This window comes from Myxococcus xanthus, assembly GCF_013116825.1.
In the GTDB taxonomy this organism is placed as follows: Bacteria; Myxococcota; Myxococcia; order Myxococcales; family Myxococcaceae; genus Myxococcus; species Myxococcus xanthus_B.
Genome location: NZ_JABFNS010000067.1, coordinates 25,061 through 46,832, shown reverse-complemented (window position 1 = coordinate 46,832; position 21,772 = coordinate 25,061). Strand labels below are relative to the sequence as shown.

General features: G+C 69.4%; 18 protein-coding genes and 1 pseudogene. 8 read left to right on the top strand and 11 right to left on the bottom strand.

Features of this window, described 5'->3' with window-relative positions; translation table 11 throughout:
• Positions 1-136 precede the first annotated feature (136 nt).
• Positions 137-1,228, bottom strand: coding sequence for a D-TA family PLP-dependent enzyme (locus HNV26_RS20360; RefSeq protein WP_171442852.1), 1,092 nt, complete (start codon positions 1,226-1,228; stop codon positions 137-139).
• A 135-nt stretch (positions 1,229-1,363) separates the two neighbouring features.
• On the opposite strand from HNV26_RS20360, the gene HNV26_RS20355 reads away from it, so the two are divergent.
• Complete coding sequence (locus tag HNV26_RS20355; protein ID WP_171442851.1) at positions 1,364-2,458, top strand: winged helix DNA-binding domain-containing protein; 1,095 nt, start codon at positions 1,364-1,366, stop codon at positions 2,456-2,458.
• 59 nt (positions 2,459-2,517) lie between these two features.
• Here HNV26_RS20355 and HNV26_RS20350 read toward each other — a convergent pair whose 3' ends face one another.
• Together HNV26_RS20350 and HNV26_RS20345 are read right to left on the bottom strand one after the other, a co-directional pair.
• Positions 2,518-2,895 (bottom strand): ArsC/Spx/MgsR family protein, encoded by a 378-nt coding sequence (locus HNV26_RS20350; RefSeq protein WP_171442850.1) that lies wholly within the window; start codon positions 2,893-2,895, stop codon positions 2,518-2,520.
• A 1,340-nt stretch (positions 2,896-4,235) separates the two neighbouring features.
• Positions 4,236-4,646 carry a hypothetical protein gene (locus tag HNV26_RS20345; protein WP_171442849.1) on the bottom strand — a complete coding sequence of 137 codons (411 nt, stop codon included), beginning with the start codon at positions 4,644-4,646 and terminating at the stop codon, positions 4,236-4,238.
• 99 nt (positions 4,647-4,745) lie between these two features.
• Between HNV26_RS20345 and HNV26_RS39335 the strand changes: the two genes are divergently transcribed.
• Positions 4,746-5,102 carry a hypothetical protein gene (locus HNV26_RS39335; protein WP_171442821.1) on the top strand — a complete coding sequence of 119 codons (357 nt, stop codon included), beginning with the start codon at positions 4,746-4,748 and terminating at the stop codon, positions 5,100-5,102.
• 514 nt (positions 5,103-5,616) lie between these two features.
• Here the strand turns inward: HNV26_RS39335 and HNV26_RS39330 are convergent.
• Positions 5,617-5,877: pseudogene (locus HNV26_RS39330) on the bottom strand (transposase); the annotation flags it as partial.
• 458 nt (positions 5,878-6,335) lie between these two features.
• Here HNV26_RS39330 and HNV26_RS20335 point away from each other — a divergent pair.
• Positions 6,336-6,698 carry a hypothetical protein gene (locus HNV26_RS20335; RefSeq protein ID WP_253816838.1) on the top strand — a complete coding sequence of 121 codons (363 nt, stop codon included), beginning with the start codon at positions 6,336-6,338 and terminating at the stop codon, positions 6,696-6,698.
• Positions 6,699-6,767: 69 nt separating this feature from the next.
• On the opposite strand, the gene HNV26_RS20330 is transcribed toward HNV26_RS20335, so the two are convergent.
• Together HNV26_RS20330 and dacB are read right to left on the bottom strand one after the other, a co-directional pair.
• Positions 6,768-8,975, bottom strand: coding sequence for a prolyl oligopeptidase family serine peptidase (locus tag HNV26_RS20330; protein WP_171442847.1), 2,208 nt, complete (start codon positions 8,973-8,975; stop codon positions 6,768-6,770).
• Positions 8,976-9,128: 153 nt separating this feature from the next.
• On the bottom strand, positions 9,129-10,613 hold the full coding sequence (dacB, locus tag HNV26_RS20325; RefSeq protein WP_171442846.1) for a D-alanyl-D-alanine carboxypeptidase/D-alanyl-D-alanine endopeptidase: 1,485 nt from the start codon (positions 10,611-10,613) through the stop codon (positions 9,129-9,131).
• Between the two features lie 149 nt (positions 10,614-10,762).
• On the opposite strand from dacB, the gene rdgC reads away from it, so the two are divergent.
• Both rdgC and HNV26_RS20315 read left to right on the top strand, forming a co-directional pair.
• A complete protein-coding gene (gene rdgC, locus HNV26_RS20320; RefSeq protein WP_171442845.1) occupies positions 10,763-11,410 on the top strand; it encodes a recombination-associated protein RdgC in 648 nt (215 codons plus the stop codon).
• Entirely contained in the window at positions 11,397-12,086 is a 690-nt protein-coding gene (locus tag HNV26_RS20315; RefSeq protein WP_171442844.1) for a hypothetical protein, read from the top strand. The genes rdgC and HNV26_RS20315 overlap by 14 nt, the downstream gene beginning before the upstream one ends.
• Positions 12,087-12,095: 9 nt before the next feature.
• Here the strand turns inward: HNV26_RS20315 and HNV26_RS20310 are convergent, their stop codons facing one another.
• On the bottom strand, positions 12,096-12,800 hold the full coding sequence (locus HNV26_RS20310; protein ID WP_171442843.1) for a TVP38/TMEM64 family protein: 705 nt from the start codon (positions 12,798-12,800) through the stop codon (positions 12,096-12,098).
• Complete coding sequence (locus HNV26_RS20305) at positions 12,793-13,218, bottom strand: GAF domain-containing protein (RefSeq protein WP_171442842.1); 426 nt, start codon at positions 13,216-13,218, stop codon at positions 12,793-12,795. Before HNV26_RS20305 ends, HNV26_RS20310 begins: the two co-directional genes overlap by 8 nt.
• A 181-nt stretch (positions 13,219-13,399) precedes the next feature.
• Between HNV26_RS20305 and HNV26_RS20300 the strand changes: the two genes are divergently transcribed.
• On the top strand, positions 13,400-15,601 hold the full coding sequence (locus HNV26_RS20300) for a hybrid sensor histidine kinase/response regulator (RefSeq protein WP_171442841.1): 2,202 nt from the start codon (positions 13,400-13,402) through the stop codon (positions 15,599-15,601).
• Here HNV26_RS20300 and HNV26_RS20295 read toward each other — a convergent pair.
• On the bottom strand, positions 15,589-15,996 hold the full coding sequence (locus tag HNV26_RS20295) for a hypothetical protein (protein ID WP_171442840.1): 408 nt from the start codon (positions 15,994-15,996) through the stop codon (positions 15,589-15,591). The genes HNV26_RS20300 and HNV26_RS20295 overlap by 13 nt on opposite strands.
• A gap of 290 nt (positions 15,997-16,286) precedes the next feature.
• Between HNV26_RS20295 and HNV26_RS20290 the strand changes: the two genes are divergently transcribed.
• Positions 16,287-18,587 (top strand): SO2930 family diheme c-type cytochrome, encoded by a 2,301-nt coding sequence (locus HNV26_RS20290; RefSeq protein ID WP_216612543.1) that lies wholly within the window; start codon positions 16,287-16,289, stop codon positions 18,585-18,587.
• Between the two features lie 42 nt (positions 18,588-18,629).
• On the opposite strand, the gene HNV26_RS20285 is transcribed toward HNV26_RS20290, so the two are convergent.
• On the bottom strand, positions 18,630-19,913 hold the full coding sequence (locus tag HNV26_RS20285) for an endonuclease/exonuclease/phosphatase family protein (protein ID WP_171442838.1): 1,284 nt from the start codon (positions 19,911-19,913) through the stop codon (positions 18,630-18,632).
• A 253-nt stretch (positions 19,914-20,166) separates the two neighbouring features.
• On the opposite strand from HNV26_RS20285, the gene HNV26_RS20280 reads away from it, so the two are divergent.
• Positions 20,167-20,973, top strand: coding sequence for a hypothetical protein (locus HNV26_RS20280; RefSeq protein WP_171442837.1), 807 nt, complete (start codon positions 20,167-20,169; stop codon positions 20,971-20,973).
• 4 nt (positions 20,974-20,977) lie between these two features.
• On the opposite strand, the gene HNV26_RS20275 is transcribed toward HNV26_RS20280, so the two are convergent.
• A complete protein-coding gene (locus HNV26_RS20275) occupies positions 20,978-21,769 on the bottom strand; it encodes a hypothetical protein (protein ID WP_171442836.1) in 792 nt (263 codons plus the stop codon).
• Positions 21,770-21,772: the final 3 nt, after the last annotated feature.

Below are 21,772 nucleotides of genomic sequence, written 5' to 3'. Positions count from 1 at the left end.
CCCTCTTGCCAGGCTGCGATGACACGCTCGCGCAGGTCGAGCGAATGCGTACCGGACATAGCAGGCGATACCTCCTCACTCCGTCAACACCCTCCGCCTGCTCCCTTCATCCGCACCCCGCTATGAGTGGCGCGCGTCACCAGCCGCGTGCGGTGATGGCGTGCGCGCCGGCCCAGGTACCCTGACGCAGCAGGTGCAACCGGTCGTGCAGGTTGACGGAGGCGCAGGCGTGGTTGGGCACCACGCGCACGCGGTCGCCCACGCGGGGCCGCCAGTTGGTGCTGGAGAGGTCCAGCAGGCCGTGCTCCTCGGACAGGCCGCGCACCAGGACGTCTGGCCGGTCGAGCAGGGCGCCGTAGACGCCCGTGTCGGTGAAGCCTTCCTCCTTGGCCAGGGCCTTGGAGCCCGCGTCGATGACCGCCTGGCCCGGCACGGTGGTGCTCACCACCGTGGCCAGCACGGAGTAGGCACATTCCTCCCACGGGCATGCACCCACCGATACGGCGTTACGGTCATTGAAGATGTTGATGCCCGGGCGAATCTCCGTGAGCCCGGCGACTTCATGCGAACGCCACAGCGTCGGCGTGGAGCCGCCGCTCACGGTTTCGGGCCGCAGCCCCGAGTCCGTCAGGGCCTCGATGAAGGCCGCCAGCCGTTCGGACTGTGCGCGCATCGCGGAGCCCAGCTTCTCCTGGGGAAGGCGCAGGTGTCCGGCGTAGAAGGTGATGCCCCGGTACTCCAGGCCACGGCCGAACGCTGCGTTACCGGCCAGTGCGATGGCGTCCCCGGTGGACTGGAGGCCCACGCGCCGCATGCCCAGGTCCAGCTCCACCAACACGCCCACCGTACGGCCCGCCCTCCGGGCCGCGCGGCTCAGCATCTCCAGCGCCTCGCCCGAGTCCAGGGCCACGGTGAGCCGGACGTGCGGTGGTAGCGCCATGAGCCGGGCGAGCCTGTCGTCGCCCACGGGAGGATAGGCGAGCAGGATGTCGTCGCAGACGGTGGCCATGACCTCCGCCTCGCGGACGGTGGCCACGGTGACGCCCTGGGCTCCGGCGGCGAGCTGGAGCGCGGCGAACTCCGGTGTCTTGTGCGTCTTCGTGTGGGGCCGCCACCGCAGGCCGTGCTGGCGGGTGTACATGGCCACGCGCTTCAGGTTGGCGTCCACACGGTCCAGGTCCACGAGGGCTGCGGGGGTCGTCATCATGTCGAGCCGGTCCACATTCATGCCGTGCAATGTGGCACTCCGGTGTGCCGGGCTCCAGGAGTGCCGGGCATGTTCGCCCTTCGTTCGTGAAGTGCTACACCTCCGCGACTCGCGCGGTGTCACGACCCGCCAGGAGCACTCCGCGAGCGAGGCCACATGCCAGATTCCCCGTTGACCCTCAGGGCCCTCAACCGCGCGACCTTGGCGCGGCAGATGTTGCTGGCGCGTGAGCAGACGTCCGTGCTCGGCGCGGTGGAGAAGCTCCTGGCGCTTCAGGCCCAACAGGCGAAGCCTCCGTTCATCGGCCTGTGGTCGCGTGTCGCGGGCTTCGAGCGAGACGCGCTCCAGGTGCTGCTCCAGCGCAAGGAGGTGGTCCGCGCCACGTTGATGCGCGGCACGTTGCACCTGGCGAGCGCGGAGGACTATCGGCACCTGCGAGCCAGCTTCACATCGCTGCTCGAAGCCTCTGTGGCGTCGGTGCTGCGCGAGCGCGCGAAGGGGCTGGACGTCGCGCCGCTCGTCAAGGAGGCGCGCGCCTTCTTCGATGAAGCGCCGCGCACCTTCGAGGCGCTGCGAGGCCACCTGGTGGCCCGGCATCCCCAAAACGACGAACGCGCCATGGGCTTCGCGGTGCGGATGTTCCTACCCCTCATCCAGGTCCCCACGGAGACGGAGTGGGGCTACCCCGGCACCACGGACTTCGCGGTCGCGGAGTCCTGGCTGGGCGCACCGCTGCGCGCCGAAGCGGACCTTCCCACGCTGGTGCAGCGCTACCTCGCGGCCTTCGGGCCCGCATCGGTGACGGATGCCCAGACCTGGTCCGGCCTCAAGGGCCTGAAGTCCACCTTCGAGGCGCTTCGGCCTTCGCTGCGCACGTTCCGGGACGAGAAGGGGCGGGAGCTGTTCGACCTGCCCAAGGCACCCCGGCCGGACGAGGACACGGCCGCACCCGCGCGCTTCCTCCCGGAGTTCGACAGCCTGGTGCTCGGCCATGAGGACCGGGCCCGGCTGGTGGATGACGCGTACCGCTCCAAGCTCATCACCAAGAATCTGCGAGTCCCCGCCACCTTCCTCGTGGACGGCTTCATCGCCGGGACGTGGACGGTGGAGCGCAAGCGCGCGGTGGCTACGCTCGTCGTCGAGCCCTTTGCGCCCATCAAGAAGAAGGACCGTGACGCCCTGGTGAAGGAGGGCGAGGCGCTCCTGCGCTTCATGGAGCCCGAAGCCCGCACGTTCGAGGTCCGCGGGTAACTTGAACAGGATGTCCACCCCCGGAAGCGGACGAAGCTCACTCGGCCTGAAGCCCCCACTCAGGTGCCCGAGCCGCGCTCCGCGGCGAGCACCCTCTCCAGCGCCTCCGGGCTCCGCCCCACCACAGTCGTCCCGTCGCTGGCGGTAACGATGGGCCGCTGAATCAGCTCTGGGTGCTGGACCATGGCTGCAATCCAGTCGGCACGGTGTGTCGCGTCTCTGGGCAGCATCTCCAGCATGGCCTTGGTCGCCGCGGCCTCTCCCATGCGCACCAGCTCCCAGGGCTCCAGCCCGAGCCTCCCAAGTACGGCCTCCAGCTCCGCAGCGGTGGGGGGCGACTCCAGGTAGCGGCGGACGACGTAGGCTGCACCGGACGCATCCAGCGCGGCCATCGCGGCGCGGCACTTTGAACAGGCAGGGTTGATCCAGATCTCCATCCGGCCAGTCTCGCACGCTGCGGAGCAGCCCGCCCGCACTCTTGCCGGGCTGTCGGTGCTGCGGCAGGCAGAAGCGAGGCGCGCCCCCGCTTCGCCTGCCCGTGGAGGTTCCCACGTGCTCCGCACCGCCCCGCGGTCGGCGAGCCCACGCACTTGCCGCTGACCTTGTTCCCCGGCCGGTGGTGCTCGCCTCTCCCTCGTAGGTGCTCCCATCCCCTCTCAGCTCGAGATGGACGGTGCCGGACGTGCCCTCACGACTGACCCAGGTTCCATCGAAGGACTGGCCCGTGACCTTGCCGTTGATGGCGCCGGGCGATGTCGTTCCGGAATAGGTGCCACTGGCGCTCTCGCCAATTTGGACCAATTGCATGGTCCCGAAGATGTTGTCCGACCAGGTGCCGGAGAATCCCCATCAGCCGGCAGGGGGGCCCCCGGCGTAGGGCTGCTGGAGGGTGACACGCGGGCTGTGCGCCGGGCCGGAGCAGAGGCTGTGCCGCCTCTCGGGGCACATGCCGGCCTATGCGGCCCATCCAGGTGGCAGGCCGCAGGGGCGTGGGCCTCCAGGTGACTGTGGGGGCTTGGGCTCCACACCACGTGCTCTGGGGTGGGCACTGTGCCGGGGGGCAGCAGCGCAGGCCGGGAGGGCAATGCCAGGTGCTCCAGAATGGCGCGCCCCCACCGGGGGCCGTCAGGTATGCCAGCACCCTGCTGCGGCCTCCCACTTCGACTGGGAGCAGGCGCACCGTCTCAGCTGTCCCTGCCTGCTGACGTCGCCGCCGGTACACCCACGACTGCACGTGCTCAGCCGCACGCCTCGCTGCGTGGAGAACGCCGTCTGCGTCGGTCCGCTCCCTTCGGAGGCTTCAGCAACCCGCAACCATTCCGGCTTCGACATGCACGCCAGCGTCCACGGCGCCGGCGTATCCCTCAACACCCTTCACCACGTCGTTGGCCGGACGCTTACCCCGCTGCGTCTGCCCACTGGCCTCGAACGCTCCCGCGACCCGGACCCACTCCGGCCTCTCCACCTGCTTCGCCATGCCTTGTCGCGTCCGCCGCTGCCGCCGCCCCAGCAATCCCTCACGGAACGTTGTTCGCCGGACGGATACGCCCGAACCTCGTTGCGACACCGCGCAACAGACGCGGGAGCGGCGTTCATGTGATTCCAGAGCAGTACGACGCTGACGCAACATCACGGGGTCCCGGGGATGAATTCCCAGGGCCTCGTTTCACTCATACGAGCGAAGCCTCATTTGCGGCTGCGTTCGCCGGGACTGCGTCTCGCGCTTCCGCAACGCACGGAAACCACAGATCTGAATTCCTATCCTTCGTAGCTATGCTTAAACCGCATCCAGATAAGTATTCAGTGGGCCGATGATCGGGCGACGGCTGTACCACCATCCTCTGTTCGCTTCCGGTATGAGGAATTCCGACAGGCTTCGGCCTCCATCATCCCGGGTGGCCTTGCGAAACGTCTCATCGGCTTCGGTGACCAACCTCTGCAGTAGCTCGCTGTGAGGCCCTGGGAGTCTTTTGATGGTGGCCTCAAGCGCATCCCGGTGGTACAGAGAATATATGTAGTCGTCAATCCCGCCCGTGTATTCGCCAAGGGTGTATGCCAGATTCTGCCAAAGTGCGAGGCTGCGCTTGACCGGATGACCGGAACCCACCCAGACGTGAGCACGCATGTACGCGGTCATCTCCTCCAGAACTGCAAGTTCGGCTTCGGAACATCGCGGCTGAATGCTCATGAGTACACACAAGTTACAACATCTTCGCAGCATGGACAGATTCCGGACGCGTCCGGCTAATTCGATTGTTCTCGAAGGTCGTTGACATATTGCTTGAGAGTGGATGCGCCGGTGTCCGGGTTCCTCGGCCTGAGGTCGGTGCCCAGGTCAGGATGGTTTGAAGCGTTGGTTATGGCAGTTTCTGTTTCATGGGTAATGTATGTATTTCGTTCGTCCGGTAATGCAATGGCTCTTTCCGCGGTCTCCTGGTTGCTTGAGTTGCGTGGTCAATTAACTGAGGAGGTTCTTTGTTTTGATGTCATTTTCCTCAAGCTCTTCGACATGGTTGTCTTGAATGTACCCGTTTTCGATAGACTCTCCCAAGGTGGGAGCTGCCCCCTCTCCACTGCCTTCGGACAAGTACGGCATGACCTTGGCCGCGATATAGGCAGTGGTGAAGTATGGAAGAATGGATAGGAGCCCTGTTGAGGGCGGCGGGCTGGTGAAGAGGGGCAAAGAAGGGCCGCTGGAGGGTGACACGCGGGCTGTGCGTCGGGCCGGAGCAGAGGCTGTGCCACCCCTCGGGCCACATGCCGGTCCAATCGGCCCATCCAGGCGGCAGGCCGCAGGGGCGTGGGCCTCCAGGGCACTGTGGGTGCTTGGGCTCAATACCACGCGCTCTGGGGTGGGCGCTGTGCCGGGGCCAGCATCGCAGGCCGGGAGGGCAATGCCAGGTGCTCCAGAATGGTGCGCCCCCACCGGGGGCCGTCAGGTATGCCAGCCGCCTCCTGCGGCCCCCACACAGAGAGCAGGAGAAGACATCCAGCGCGAACGTCCGGCGCAGCAGTCCCGCCCAATCCAATCGCGGCGTGCGCTCCATCGTCGACGCCACCGTCGCAGCCTGGGCCGGGCTCTCCTCCTCCAACCCCAGCTCCGCCCCCACTTGAGGGAGCAGAAATGGCCGCACTTTCGCTCCTGGAGCGAAGATGCCGTGGAACCTTGTGAGGTTTGTCCGAGGCGGAGGCCCCAGCGACGCCAGACGACGGAGGAACTCCAACTCGGTGAAGAAGAGGAGCGTGGTGCCATCGGGCAGCGGATGCGTCATCCGGTACGCGAGGCGGCCATCCTCCAGTCGCGACAGTCGCTCCAGCGCCGGTGCGCCACGCGCCCCATCGCAGCACTGGTACGCCTGCAGCGCGTCCTCGGGCGCTTGGGCGGGCAGGGCCCCTCTTTTCTCCAGCAGGCGCAGCACCCGGTGACACACCTCCCTCAGCAACCGCTTCACCTCTGCTTGCGTAGGTGGCGGAAACGCCTCGAAGCGCAGGCCGTCCACCCCTGGCACGAAGACGCCGTCCGGCACCAGCGAGTGGAAGTGCGGCGTCACCTGTAAGGCCGAGCCGAAGAACTGGATGAAAGAGGCGGCCCCGACCTGCCCATGACGGATGCTCTGCCTCCGCGATCGCCGACGTTATAGGGCGAACACCGCGCGCAGGAAGACGGTGAGGACGTCCGACGAGAAGGCGACGAGCAGTTCGTCCTTAGAACTCTGGCAGCGCACCCGCGCGAAGCCGTGTGCCAGCACTCCGCATTTCAGGAGTGGCGGGGACGCTACCGCTGGGGCGTGGTGCGCCGCCTCTATGGTGTGCCGTGATTTCCGCCTTTTCTCGAAATAGGCTGCCCATGCAGCTTGCTCAGGAAAGGTGGTTTCGCATGCGTGGTTCACTGAAGCGGTTCGCGCTTCACGGTGCCGTGTTGCTGGCCGTCGTGGGGCTCACGGGCTGTGGCGTGGTGGACGAAGAAGGCGCGGCGTCCGACGGCGTGAGCGAAGAGGAGGCGCTCAATACGGGGTGCTGCACGGCGCTGACGGGGACGCCCCAGGCCTTCTGTGACTCGATTCCCCAGACGCCGGGGCGCTGTAATGAAGTCAACCAGGGCAGTTCCTGCATCTGGACGTGCACGGGCTGCTGCCAGGCGCTTCCGGGGACGGCGCAGAGCTTCTGCGACTCGATTCCCCAGACGGAAGGGCGCTGCAACCAGGTGTGGGGCGGCACGGCCTGTACCTGGACCTGCTGATTCGCCATGCAGCACCACATCCACCGCCGCGCCAGCGTCCGGGCGGCGGTGGATGCAGGCCTCACTCGGCTACTGCGGCTTGGGCGCCGCGACCTTCTTCGCCGGGGGCTGGTACTTCATGCCCAGGGCGTTGAACACGAACGAGTACACGTCCACCTCCTCCTCGATGCGCGCGTTCAGCGGCGTGCCGGCGCCGTGGCCCGTCTCCGCGTTGGCGCGCAGCAGGATGGGGTTCTTCGCCTTGGTGGCCTCCTGCATCCGGGCCACCATCTTCCGCGAGTGGAAAGGGTCCACGCGTGGGTCGTTCGCGCCGGACGTGAAGAGCACGGAGGGGTAGGCCGTGCCGTCCTTCACGTTGTGGAGCGGCGAGTACGCGTGCAGCGCCTTGAACTGCTCCGGGTTCTTCACGGTGCCGTACTCGGTGATGTTGAACTGGCCGTTGGGTGTCAGCTCCACCCGGAGCATGTCGTAGATGCCCACGCGCGCCACGACGGCGCCGTACATCTCCGGGTGCTGGGTGACGGCCGCGCCCATCAGGAGGCCGCCGTTGCTGCCACCCTGGATGGCCAGCTTCTTCGGCTGCGTGTACTTCTGGTCCACCAGCAGCTTCGCGACGGCGTGGAAGTCGTCGAAGACGTTCTGCTTGTTCGTGAGCGAGCCCTCGGCGTGCCACTTCTCGCCGAACTCCGAGCCGCCGCGCAGGTTGGCCACCGCGAACACGCCGCCCTGTTCCAGCCAGAAACCGGCCAGCGTGTTGTAGCTCGGGCTGATGGAGATGTTGAAGCCGCCGTAGCCCGTCAGCAGCGCCGGGTTGTTGCCGTTGAGTTTGGTGCCCTTCTTCTTGAGGATGCTGACGGGGACCTTGGTGCCGTCCTTGGACGTGGCGAACGCGCGCACCACCTCCACGTCGCTCAGGTCCAGCGGCGACGTGCGGGCCAGCGCCGTCTTCTTCACTGTGTTGTCCTTCGCCGAGTACCGGTACCAGGCCATCGGCTGGGTGAAGCTGGTGTTGATGAAGAGCACGTCGTCATCGCCCTGGCTCACGAGCCCGCCCACGGAGGACACGGGCAGGGTGGGCACCATCCCCAGCGCCTTGCCCTTCAGGTCCACCATGCGCAGCTGCGAAGGCCCGCCGAGCTGCTCGCTCACGTAGAGCCGCGACTTCGTGGGGAAGAAGCCCTGGATGCTGGCCTCGCCCTCCGGCACCACCACCGTGGCCTTGTCCAGCGTGGGCGTGGCCAGCGGCAGCCGCAGCACCTTGCCGCGCGGCGCGTCCTTGCGGCTGAGCAGGTACAGGGCGCCGTCGTGGCCGAAGCGCGCGCGGATGACCTTGTCCTCGAACTTCGACACCTGCGACCACTTCCCGGCGGCGTCGCGCAGGTACAGCATGTACTCGCCGCCGTCGCCGTTGGCCACGACGGCGGAGATGTGCTGGCCGTCGTGAGACGTGTCCAGCTCCGTCATCGCGATGCGCGGGAAGTCCTTGCCCAGCACATACGTGTCCTTCTCCGTGGGCGTGCCGAGCTGGTGGAAGTAGACCTGCTGGAAGAAGTCACGGTCCACCTCGGGACGCTCCTCGCCGCGCGGGTAGCGCGTGTAGAAGTAGCCCTTGCCGTCCGCCGTCCACGTCAGGCTGCCACCCGCGGTGCCGCCATTCACGCGGGGCACGGTCTCATTCGGCAGCGGCTTGCCGGTGGCCACGTCATAGACGGTGACGTCGCCGCTCTCGGTGCCGTTCTTCGACATCGACACGGCGACCTTCTTGCCGTCCAGCGTGGGGACGTACCAGTCGATGGTGGTGTGGCCCGAGGGGTCCACCACCATGGGGTCTACCAGCACGCGCTCCTTGGACGTGTCATCCACCGAGCCGAGCACGACCAGGAAGGCCTGCTGCTTGGGCGGCTGGGCCTTCATGGCGAACAACGTGCCGCCGGCCTCGTGCAGCCCGCCGTAGCCAGGGGACTTCCAGCTCAGCAGCTCGGAGACGCGCTGGCGGATGGCCTCGCGTCCCGGCAGCTTGTCCAGGACGGCGCGGGTGTACGCATTCTGCGCGTCGTTCCACTGCTTCACCTGCGCGTCGGACGAGTCCTCCAGCCACTGGTACGGGTCCTTCACCGCCGTGCCGTGGTAGGTGTCCACCGTCTCCTTCTTCGGCGACGCGGGCGCCTTGGTGGCGGCCTTGCGGGGCGCCGTCGCGGCCGGAGCGGGGGCGGGGGCGGCTGGCGCAGCCAGCGGCAGGGTCAGCACCGCCGCCGTCAATGCGGTCTTCAGCTTCACGGTTCACCTCGGGGTTGGAAAACGCGCACGCAGCCTGCCATGTCCCCTGGGGCGGGAAACGGCTTCGTTGCGTTGGGAATGCCGCCCTGTGCCGGGTGTTCGCCCGCGCCTCCGCCGTGCGACCGTTGGGAATGAGACGGTGCGTCCTGGGCGTCAGCGCAGCGGCAGTGTGACCAGCCCCGCGGCGAACCGATCGAACGCCTCATTGGCGGGCAGGGCGGTGCCGTCGTCCATGTTCCCCAGCATCAGCGCGAAGACGACGCGTGGGTGCCGCGTGTCGCCCGGCCGGTCCACCACGCCCACGAAGCACCGCTGACCAGACAGCGTGCCCGTCTTCGCGCGGATGTGGCCCGCGGTGTCGGCGGTGACGGGGCGGGCCGCGAGCGTGCCGTCCTGGCCGGCCACGGGCAGGCTGTCCAGCAGCGCGGTGGCGTAGGCTTCACGCAAGCTGGTGAAGATGACGCGCACCAGTCCCCGCGCGGTGGCCAGGTTGTACCGGGACAGGCCGCTGCCATCCACCGGGCGCAAGTCTCGCGAGGGGATGCCTCGGCGGGTCAGTTCCTCCGACAGCGCGGTGCGCAGGGCGCCGTAGCTCTCCGTGCCCGTGAGCTCGCGCGCGAAGCGCAGGCCCAGGCGCTCCGCGTACAGGTTGAGGGATTCCTTGTTCGTCACCTTCACCAGCTCGGACAGCGGCGGGCTGACCAGGGTGACCAGGGGCGCGGGCACGGAGGGTTGCCGCGGCGTGGGCGCCTCCAGCGTCACGGGCAGCCGGGGGATGCCGCGCGCGAGCAAGGCCGCCTCCACGCAGGCGGAGAAGAGCTGCTCGGGGTCGTCCACCGACAGCCTCACCGCGGCGGAGCGGGGGCAGGTGTCCGCGGTGGAGCGCCACAGGCAGCGCACGCCGGGCCCACCACGCTGGCGCACGCAGGCCAGGGAGGGGCGCTCCGCGTTCGTGTCCACGCCCACCACGGCCGTCAGCGTCGCGAAGGCGGGGGTCACCTGGAGGGTGGGGGGCTGCGCGCAGTCCGCGCCCGCGGGCCGGGACAGCGCCACGTCCACCACGTTCTCCCGGAAGACGAAGGCCGTTGGCGCCGCGCTGTAGGCATAGGCGGCGTCATCCCAGGCCCAGCCGGGGCCGAAGGGGAACTCCGCCTCTTTCGCGCCGCGCACGCGCACCTGCCCGCGCCACTGGCGGATGCCGCGCGCCTGGAGGGCGTCCGCCACCTGCTCACACGCCAGCGCCGTCTCGGGGAAGCGCCACGAGCCCAGGGACGGGTCCCCCGTGGGGTCCACCACGATGTCGCCCAGGAAGAGCCCGCCATCCAGCGTGCCCTCCAGGGCCACCGGCGTCTGGAAGCGGAAGTCCGCGCCCAGCGCGGAGAGGGCCGACGCGGTGGAGACGACCTTGAGCGTGGAGGCGGGCAGGAGCCGGACGTGCTCGCGGTGGGTGAAGAGTGGCTCGCCCGTCTGTGCGTCCACCACGTAGGCGCTGGCCAGGGCGCCTTCGGCCTCCAGGGTGTCGAAGAGCGCGCGGGCCAGGGAGGGGAGGGTGTCGCCCTCGGGGCGCGTCTCGCGGAGGCAGCCGGAGAGTACCAGGGGGGCCACGAGCAGCAGCGAGACGGACAGGACGCGGCGCATGTCGTCCGCCACGCTACCGCCGTGGGGCGGACCTGTCATTCGGCCGGGGACAGGCCGCCTGGAAAGGGAGCGCGGCCACGAGGAAGGCGCCGTCAGCCACACCGAGTGCCTTGACGACACGGCGCGCGCACCCCATCCTGCCGCGCCCCATGCCTGTCCTTCGTGGTGCTGTCACGTTGTCGCGCTTCCGGGTCGAACCGGCGAAGGAAGCGCCTTCGGATGTCAAACGCTGGCTGACGCGCGGCCTCAAGGCGCACGCGTTCGAGCCCATCGACCGCCGCTCCGAAGAGGAGCGCGCCGTCGGCTTCGTGGAGCTGGAGAACGAGGAGTCCAGCGAGTTCTCCGCCGGCCGTCTCTACTATGGCGAGTACGCCCTGTTCGCCTTCCGCATCGACACCATCAAGGTGCCGGCCGCGGCGCTCAAGGCGGAGCTGGCGAAGTGGGCCTCCGCCTTCGAGAAGGAGAATGGCCGCCCGCCCAGCCGCGGCGAGAAGACGCAGAGCCGCGGTGAAATCCGCCAGATGCTCCGCAACCGCGCCACGCCCCGCACGTCCACGGTGGACGTGAGCTGGAACCTGAAGACGCAGCAGGTGCAGATCTGGTCCGCGTCGCGCAAGGTGGTGGACGAAATCACCGTCGCGCTGGAGGGCGGGCTGAACGTGAAGTTCTTCGGCATGACGCCGTCGGCCATGGCGCAGACGGCGGGCATCGATGAGTCCCTGCTGGGGCCCACCGCGGAGCTGATTGGCATGGACCTGCCGGCGACGGCGGGGGAGGTGGCACATGGCGAGGCGTGACGAGGCGCGGGCCGAAGCGGCCTTCATGCGCGGTGATGTCGGCGTGGACGGCGGCGCCACCGAGGAGACGAAGGACGAGGCCGAACTCGAAAAGGGCAAAGCGCAAGATCAGCTGCTGCGTGGCCGCGCCTACCTGGGCCGCGAGTTCCTCACGTGGCTCCTGTGGCGCACCGAGGCCGGCGGGCCGCTCGTCGAGGTGGAGGGTGAAGGCGTCAGCGTCCTCTTCATGGGCCGCGTGGTGCTGCGCGGCGTGTCCGGTGAGGTGACGGAGATGAGCGCCAAGGGCACCCTGGCGCCGTACTCCGAGCAGGTGCGGCACTCGCTGGACCGCGGGCTGCTGGTGGCCCAGGCCCGCCTGCGCTTCACCCAGGGCGAGAGGGAGTTCGAGGCCACGGTGGACTCCGAGTTCCTCGACATCCGCGCGGGCAAGCTGCCGGCGCTGATGAGCGAGGAGGAGGATGACCAGCTCTCCGAGCGGCTCCTCCTGATGGAGCAGCTGGCCGCCATGGTGGACGCGCTGGTGCAGGACTACCTGTCGGTGCGCGCCAGCAAGGGTTGGAGCAAGACGGTCGTCCCCGCGATGAAGGAGTGGATGCGCGGCGACGAGCAGGGCGCGGACGCGCTCGCCAAGGCGGCCCGCGCTCGGGGCCGTGACGCTCGCACGGCGCGGAGCTGAGCGGACCGTCTAACGTGTCGCCGGGTCCGGATGCGGCGGTGTCCTTCGCCGCATCCAGGCCAGCGCCAGGCCGGGCAGCAGCACCATGCCCGCGAAGAGCAGCAGGAACGACTCCAGCCGCGCGGCGCTTGCGCCCAGCGCGGCATAGGTCACCGACACGCCCAGGTTGGCCAGGGCGCTCACGGTGAGGAACGTCCGGGGGCGCATGCGGCTGGTTCCCGCGAAGAGCACGGACGTCTCCGCCAGCACCGGCACCGCGCGGAAGGCGAGCAGGAACCAGGGCCCCATCCGTTCGGCGGCGCGGGTCAGCCGGCCCAGCTCGGCGTCACCCGCCATGCGCCGCAGCGCCGCCGTTCCGGCCCGCGCGCCCAGGCCATAGCCCACCACACAGCCCGCCATCATCCCCAGCCAGGACGTGGCCGCGCCGCCCCAGAAGCCCAGCAGTCCCCCTGAGGCGGTGCCCACCAGGCTGGAGGGCACCGGCAGCACGGCATCACCGGCCAGCAGTCCCCCGAGCAGCAGCGCCACCTGCCAGGAGGGGGGCCGCGTGGCCAGGAAGTGTCCGGACGCCGCCTCCAGGCTGTCCCCGAACCAGGCGAAGGGCACCAGGATGGAGGCCAGCAGCAACCCGCTGAAGGCCGCCCAGCCCATGACGGCGCGACCGGACATCCGGCCTGCGCCCGCCGCCGTCAAACCCGGCATGGGCTCAGCCATCCGCGATGGGGAGCCGGGACGCGGCGGCCATCAGGGACGTCTCGCGCTCAGCGGCCAGCGAGCCTTCCTCGGAGAATGCGATGCCCACCACCGCGCGCACACGGCCTGTCGCATCGAGCACCGGAATCGCCACCGCTGCCCGCGCGTCCACGGCCTTCGCGCCCGGCTTGATGTCGCTGGACGTGTCTTCCTTCAGGTTGCACGTCTGCACGGGTTGCTTGCGCACCTGGGCGAGCCCCGCCATCCCCTTGCCGTGTGGCACGTGCTGGACGGCCGCCATCAGCGGCGGCGGGATGTTGAGGGCCGCCACGAGGAAGAGGTCGTCTCCCCGCTGAAGGTGGACGGTGCCCGCGGTGGCTCCGTGCTCGCTGGCGAACGACTCCAGCCACGACTGGTAGGACGCGTTCTTTTCGTTCATGGCGCGCAAAACTGTGCGCCCCGGCTTCGCCCGCAGTCAACGCGCTCAGGCCCTGAGTCGACATTCGAACGCATCCTCCGCGGGACTGTTCAGCCCACGTCACTCCTTTGTACTGGAGGGCAATGCGTCCTCACGCCCGTGCAGGATGAGGCGCGACGCTCCGCTGGAAGGACGCAGGTCGATGAAGCCGCGCTCGCTCCGCTTCTATCTCGGGTTCCTCGCGCTCGGCCTGCTGGTGCCGCTCGTGCTCTTCGCGGCGGGGGCGGTGAACCGCTTCGCGGCCTCGCAGCGCGAAGCCCGGGCCCAGGGCATGCGCGAGACGGCTCGAGCGCTGGCGCTCGTCGTGGAGCGAGAGCTGGGCCAGTCCATCCGGGCGCTGGAGGTGCTGTCGCATTCGGCCCCGCTGATGCAAGGCGACCTGAAGACCTTCCACTCCACCTGCCAGGCCGTGGTGGCGTCCCAGGCACAGTGGGGCTCGCTCTCCCTGCTGGATGTGGAGGGCCGGACGATGTTCACCACGGACCAGCCCTTCGGCGCCGACCTGACGGCGCCCGTGGATGAGCGGCCCTACGTGCGCGAGGTCGTGGAGACAGGGCGCGTGGTCATCTCCGACTTTCCCTACCAGCGCTTCCAGGGGCAGCCCACCGTGGTGGTGGCGATGCCGGTGCGGCGCCAGGGCGTGCTCGCGGGCGTGCTGGTGGCGACGTACGCCATGCAGCACTTCGACAAGCTCTGGGACGAACAGCGCGTCCCGGGGAATTGGGTGGGCACGCTGGTGGACGAGGAGGGCGTCATCCTCTCGCGCAGCCGGGGCCGCGCCCGGTTCGTCGGAACGAAGGCCCGGCCCGAGTACATCGCGAACATCCGCGCGAGCCCAGAGGGGTTCTTCGCGTCGCAGACGGTGGATGGGATGAAGTCGTTCGCGGCCTACGCGCGTTTGCAGGTGGTGCCTTGGACGGTGTCGTTCGCGGGGCCTCGCGAGGTGTTCACCGCGTCGGTGGACCAGTCCCTGGCCGCGCTGCTCATCGCGGGGCTGGGGTGCTGTGTCATCGCCACCGCCTGGGCCGCCTGGGTGAGCCGGCGCATGACGCGTCCGCTCCGCGCCCTGGCCCGCGCGGCCCGGGAGCGCCCGGACTCGGCGGATGCCTTCACCAACGTAGGGCCCACGGGCATCACGGAGTTGGAGGACCTGCGGGCGACGCTCGCGCTCACCGCGGCCATGGTGATGGAGCGCGAGGACGCGCTGCGGGCGAAGATGACGGAGGCCGAGGCGGCCAACCTCGCCAAGGACCAGTTCCTGGCCATGCTGGGCCATGAGCTGCGCAACCCGCTGTCCGCCATCACCAGCGGCGTGAAGGTGCTGTCGGTGACGGAGGACGCCGCCTGCCGCGAGCGGGCGCGCGCCCTGGTGGAGCGGCAGGCCATCCACCTGGCGCGGCTGGTGGATGACCTGCTCGATGTGGAGCGGGTGAGCAGTGGCCGCATCCTGCTCCAGAGTCAGGCCATGGACTTGTCGGAGTGCGTGCGGCGCGCCGTCGCGGCGCTGGAGTCCTCCGGACGGACGCAGGCGCACCAGGTGGAGGTAGAGGCCCCGCGGGCCTGGCTGGAGGGGGACGCGAGCCGCCTGGAGCAGGTCGTGACGAACCTCGTGTCCAACGCGCTCAAATACACGCCGCCCGGCGGTCGCATCCGTGTGGTGACGCGGGAGGAGCCCGGCCATGTGGTGCTGGAGGTGTCCGACACCGGAGATGGCCTGTCACCGGAGCTCCAGGAGCGCGTGTTCGAGCTCTTCTTCCAGGCGGAGCGCACCCTGGACCGCGCGCAGGGCGGCCTGGGCATTGGCCTCACGCTGGTGAAGCGGTTGGTGGAGCTGCACGGCGGCTCCGTGTGCGCGCGGAGTGATGGGCTGAAGAAGGGCAGCACCTTCACGGTGCGGCTGCCGCGCGGCCAGGTCGAACAGGCGCCTCGGCTTCAAGACGCTCCTATGGCGCCGGCCCCCGGACGCCACGTGTTGCTGGTGGATGACCACGCCGACAGCCGGCAACTCGTCCGCGAGTTGCTCGAACTGGACGGGCACACCGTCAGCGAAGCGGAGGACGGTCCCTCGGGGCTGGCGCGGGCGCGCGAGCTGCGTCCCGAGGTCGTGTTGTTGGACATCGGCCTGCCCGGGCTCGACGGCTACGAGGTGGCCCGGGCGCTCCGCTCGACGGACGAAGGCCGCGAGCTGATGCTCATCGCCGTGACGGGCTACGGCCTGGCAGACGACCGGCGCCGCGCGCTGGAGGCGGGCTTCGACGAGCACCTGGTGAAGCCGGTGGACTTCACGCGTCTGCGTGAGCTGCTGCTGCCGAGGAAACGAGCCGTGCCGGCTCACTCCACGTAGCCGGGACAGTGCTGGACCGCGGGCTGGCACAGCTGCAACACGCGCGCTGGGGCCGCGAAGGTCTGTTGCCGGGCCTGGAGGTAACAACCCGCGGGGTCTTCGTCGGGCGCGGCGAACTGACATAGCTGGACGGCCTGGCTTTGCGTGAGTGAGCCTTCATCCTGGGCGCGCGCGAAGCAGTCGGCGGGCGTGGATGACCGAGCGCCGCGGCAGAGCTGCGTGGCCAAGGAGTCGTCGAGTCCGCCGTCGGTCGCGCGCTGGTAGCAGGACACCTGGGGCACGACACCCTGGGCGGCCGTGGCCGCTGGCGCTCCCACGAGGCCGAGCACGGCGGTGAGCGCAGCGCCCGTGAATGGACGAGAGAAACGGGATGTCGTCCGACTGCCTGTCTTCATGAGGCCTCCCTTCCGAGCAATCTAGGGGCTTCCGCGCGGTGAAGCCGGCCCCCGCACGGCCGTCCGCCCCAGGACAGCGCGGCAAGGGAAGGGGTCGTTCCGCCGTCTGCCTTGGTCGGCATGACTGTCAGGTGACGCGCCGTGTCCGGGGGCAGACGTCCCTCGAACGATGCCCGGGCCCAATTCACGACGACTGCCAATCACGCGGTCCGGCATCCAGCAGAGTCCGCCTCGGATGTGAGGTCCAGTCCCTGGCGTTCCGCCCCGTCGCGAACCACCACAGCCTCGCCATGAAACAACGACGAACGTCCGTCCTGATGCTGCTGGGCATGGTGGCGCTCGCTATGAGCCTGCTCGGCATTTCGCTCGCATGTCCTGGCGCTTCGGGTGACGGTTCCGGTCGCCCAGGGGATGAAGTTGAAATCACCGACCCCTCACCGGATGGAGGACCGGGGACGGACGGAGACGGGAGCGCTCCGATAGCGCCAGATGAAGGGGGCCCGGGTGCCCAGGTGCCCTTCGGGCTGGACGTGCGTCCAGCGAACCCTACGTGCGTAGCGCCTCCCCGGCCCCCGGACCCCGCGGGGGCCACCATCACCCGCGCGTTTCCGGAGCTGAGCTTCACCCAGCCCTTGTTCGCGCTCCAGGCGCCGGGGGACAGCCGCCGCATCTACGTGGTGGAGCGCGTGGGGCGGGTTCGCGTGTTCGACAAGGACGCCACGCCGCCCGTCAGCTCCGTGTTCGTCGACATCTCCGGGCAGGTGAACGTGGAGCATGACGAGACGGGCTTGCTCGGGATGGCCTTCCACCCGGCGTTCGCCACCAATGGTCAGGTGTTCCTCTCCTATGTCGGAAACAGCGCCATGGGGGGGCTACGCACGTTCATCGTCCGCTACCGCAGCCCGGATGGCGGGGCCACCCTGGACCCGACGAGCGCGGAGGTCGTGCTCGAACAGGACCAGCCCTTCTCCACCCACAACGGCGGCCACCTCGCGTTCGGACCGGATGGCTTCCTCTACTTCGCCTTTGGTGACGGTGGCGGACGCTTGGACCCGAAGCAGACGGCCCAGAATCCGGAGCTCCTGCTGGGGAAGATGCTGCGGCTCGATGTGGATAGCGCGCGGCCCTACGCCATTCCACCGACCAACCCCTACGCCATCGCCGGCGGGCGCAAGGAAATCTACGCCAGCGGCTTCCGCAACCCGTGGCGCTGGAGCTTCGACCGGAGCACCGGCGCGCTCTGGCTGGGCGACGTGGGTGAAAAGCTCCTCGAGGAAATCAACCGCGTCGAGCTGGGAGGCAATTACGGCTGGAGCATCCTGGAGGGGACCGAGTGCGCGCGCGGGAGCGGCTGCCGCACCACCGGGTTGACGCAGCCCGTGGCTGTCTATGGTCGCGCAGAAGGCGTCTCCGTCACCGGAGGCTACGTGTATCGCGGCACCGCCGTACCGGCGCTCGCGGGCAAGTACCTCTTTGGCGACTTCGGCTCGGGCCGCATCTGGACACTGCCGGGGGACGCCCTTCCCGGCGCAGCCGCGGTGCCCCAATTGCTCGTCACCACGGCGCTCAGCATCTCCTCGTTCGCCGAGCTCAACGACGGCGAGCTGCTGGTGGTGGACTTCGCGGGCGGAGGACTGCACCGCATCCACGCGTCTCTGCCCTCGGCGCCGGGGGGCGAGGCGTTCCCCACGCTGCTGTCCGCCACGGGCTGCGCGGACCCGACGAACCCGAACCTCCCCTCGGCGGGCCTCATCCCGTACGGCGTGAATGCCCCGCTGTGGTCGGACGGCGCGGGGAAGGAGCGGTTCATCGGTGTGCCAGACGGGGCGGTGATGACGGTGGGGCCGGAGGGCGTGCTGGACGCGCCCCCCGGCACCGTGACGGTGAAGACGTTCCTCCTGGGCGGGAAGCGGGTGGAGACGCGCCTCTTCATGCGCCATCCGGACGGCATCTGGGCGGGCTACACGTACGAGTGGAATGAGGCGGGTACCGACGCGACGTTGCTGGAGACGGGCAAGGTGAAGACGGTGGGGGCGCAGACGTGGACGTACCCCAGCCGGGGGGAGTGCATGCAGTGTCACACCGCCGCCGCGGGCTTCGTGCTGGGCCTGGAGGTCGCGCAGCTCAACGGGGACTACACATATCCGGGCGGGCGCATCGCGTCGCAGCTTCGGACCCTGGAGCATATCGGCGTGCTGAAATTGCCGGCTCCGGTGGAGCAACTGCCCCGGATGCCTGCCTACGGCGGACCGGAGCCCTTGGAGGCGCGCGCGCGGGCCTACCTGCACACCAACTGCGCCGTCTGTCACCGGCCCAATGGCCTGGGCCGCGGTGCGTTGGACCTGCGCTTCTCCACGCCGCTCACCGCAACGAAGATTTGTGGTGTGACGCCAGAGCACGGTGAGCTGGGCGTGGCCGGAGCGATGGTGGTCGCGCCGGGAGACCCGTCGAAGTCGATCCTGTCGCGGCGCATGCACTCGCTGTCGACGCCACGCATGCCGCCGCTGGCCAGCGCGGTGAAGGACAAGGAGGGCACGGGGCTCGTGGACGCGTGGATTACGTCCCTGTCCGCGTGTCCCGCGGGGCCCTGAGGCCTCGCGGGACGGGGCGCCAGCTTCGGTGAGGCTGGCGCCTCAGGCGGGCCGCTGGACGGTGCCGGAAGCGGGCTTGCCGTCCTTCAACCCTGGCGTCCGCACGTCGTAGTGCGCCACCACGGGTTGGTGGTCGGAGGACTCGGTGCTGCGGTCCACCTCGAAGAGGCGGGGGACCAGTCCAGGGCTGGCGTAGAGGTTGTCGAAGCGCTTGCCCGTCGCGGGCACCACGCCATTCTCATCCGGCAGCGAGGTGAGGGTGGCGCTGTCCGCGATGTCCTGGAGCCGCAGCCATTGCTCGCTGCCGCGTTGCACCCGGCCGGAGCGCAGCTCGGCGCACGCCTGCTTTGGCGTCATGAGCGAGCCATCCGGCAGGCGCACCTGTGCGGTGGTGGCATGGGCGATGGTCTCCGGCAGGCTCTGCTCCAGCACGTGGAGCTCGTGGCGCAACCGCGGGTCGGCGATGTTGCCCACCCCTTCGTCCCCCACGCTGGCGTGGGGCTCGCCGTAGCGCACCTCGTATTCCTCCACCGTGTCGGTGTCGTCGTAGGTCCTGAGGTGGGCCATCAGCCAGGAGCCGCCTGTCTTGATGGCGGTGTTGGCGTTGAAGTCCCCCAGCACCACCGCGTGCATGACCTCACGGTGCTGCAGCAACGCGTTGAGCTGGCGGAGGTTGCGGGCGTTGATGCCGGAGTCGCCCAGGGTGTGGTGCACGTTGTAGAGCACCACCGGGTGACCCTCCACCTCCAGGCGCACGTACAGCGCGCCCCGGTCCTCGGGGAGCTCGCAGGGGTCTCCGCCACGCCGCATGATGGCCGCGTCCCGCTCCGCGTCGGGCGTGGCGTACGTGAAGTGCGCCGCGTCCATCAGCGGGTGCCGGGTGAGGAAGGTCTTTCCGTTCACCAGCCGTGCGCCGGGGCCGCCGTCGTGTCCCTGATACGCCAGGTGGAAGCCATAGCGCTCCGCCAGGAGCACGGAGGTGGGGATGTTGGCCTCCTGCAGGCCCAGCACGTCCGGCAGCCGTCCGCGGGCCTCCAGGTCGTCGAAGTAGTCCAGCAGCGCCTGGCGGCGCTGCCCACCGAGCAGGATGTTGTACGTCATCACCGTGAGCCCTGGCCCGCGCGGCGAGCGCACCGCGGGGTTGCGGACCACCAGCGTGCGGCCGTCACCCAGCGCTCGCTCCGTATTGGGCAGGGACACACCGGCGAAGTCCGGAAGCGTCACGGTGGCCTCCCGGCGCGGAAGGGCGCCCTCGGGCCCGTGCGCAATCCGGCCAATCAGGGGGCCGACCCCCGGCAGGTGCTCCAGCATCTCCGGAACCTTCATCGGGGCTCCTTCCGCGGGAGCGGCTGCGCGGGTTGAGGGCGGAAGGTGTCTTCGTGAAAGGCAACTGGCGCCACAGGTCCTCCTCGATGCCCTCAAGGTCTGTGCTCGCCCTCCCCATGACCAGGGGGCTCCCAGGGGATGGAGGGCTGGCCGGGCTGCTCCGTTCGGGTGGGGGGCGGCCGGGCTTTCGGGCGCGCCGTCCCGGGCCTGGAGACCGGGGAAGCCCAGTCGCACTTGTGGTTGAATACCGGACATGCGGCGATTGGCGTTCCTGGCGGTGATGGCTCCTCTCCTGGTGGCGTGTGCCACGACCCGCCAGGTGGTGCCCCGAAGCACCTCCTGTGAGAAGGGCAGTCTGTGGGCGTGCAACGAATGGGGAGAGCAGCTCCTCCAGGACGGAGACCGGAGCCAGGCGGAGATGGCCTTCTCCAAGGCGTGTGACGGTGGCTCGACGCAGGGGTGCCTGGCCCTGGGGCGCCTGCGCATGGCGGACGGCAACCTCGCGGGCGCCGAGGCGCCGTTTGTCACGGTGTACGAGACGGACAGTGAGGAGGGCGCCCTGGCGCTCGCGGACCTCTACGACGCGCGCGGTGGCGAGGCCCACGCTCGGGCAGCGGCCAGGCTCCGGAGAGAGGCACCGGCGCTGGACAAACCGGCCTTCGACTTCGCCATGCAGTACCGGGTGGGGGCCTGGCGGCCGACGGCGGACCTCGCCCTCAACATCCAGCCCATGGCCTTCCTGGAGCGGCGGCTCAACATCGGCTCGAACCTGGCCTACACGAGCCGGGGCATCTCCGAGTTCAACGGCTTCGTCGGCTACCAGCACTTCGTCAATGCCTGGGTGGTGCCCTACGGCCGGTTGATGATGGGCACGGCGACACGCGACTCACGCGACCCGGGCTTCAACGTCGGCGCGGAGGTGGGCACGCGGCTGGCCCTGGGGTACTTCGGCCACGTCAACGTCGCGGCCGGCATGTCCCGGGCGAGCGGCAACTACATGTCCGTGGGCGTGGGCCTCAACGGCCTCTTCGTGCTGCTGATGCTGCTGCACGCCCCGTGACGCTTCAGCGCGTGGGCCGCCCGAGCACGTACGTGATGGCGGCCTTGCCCGGGGCCTTCGCCTCGCCCACCTCCCAGGTGTAGCCCTCGCGCGCCAGGGCCTCCGTCATGCGCCGGAGCTCGTCGGGCTGATGCGTCCTCAGCGCGGAGACCAGCCCGTCCCAGAAGATGATGAGCGGCGCCACCGGCACCACGTAGGTGAGCAGCAGCCGCAGCGGCGTCAGCGGCTTCACCATGGGCGTGAAGAGCAGCACCAGCAGGGGCACCAGCAACATGGACAGGATGGCCGGGGGCGTGCGGCGCACCGTCTCGAACGCGGCGAAGGGCGTGCCGCGGGCCTGGGCGTCCTCGAGCACCGCGCGGGCCTCGTCCGGCCGGAAGTGGTGCAGGGCGTTGAAGAGGGTTCGCATGCCCCGCAGGTCCGCCGGAACCTGGAGCGCGTCCACCGAGCGTTCCAGGTACTGCACGCCCTCTGCCCGCGCCCGCTCGGCGGCCTGGGCGTTGGGGAACTTGTCGGTGAGCACCACGCGCGCGTTGATGCCGTGCTTCTCCGCGAGCAGTTGGCGCAGGCGGGGCAGGGGGCCTCGGCCGCCGGAGGCTAGGTCCACCAGGTCCGGGCCCTGCGCCGCGCTCAGCCCGCGCGCCAGGATTTCCGCCGCCGCGTCGAAGATGCCCAGGCGCGTGCTGATGGTGTGGAGGTAGTCGGTCGTCAAGTCCCTCAGCGCGTCGGGGAGCCAGGTCTGGTCCGTGAACTCGAAGAGGTGCAGCCGGGGGAGCTGGGAAGGTGTGTCGTTCATGGT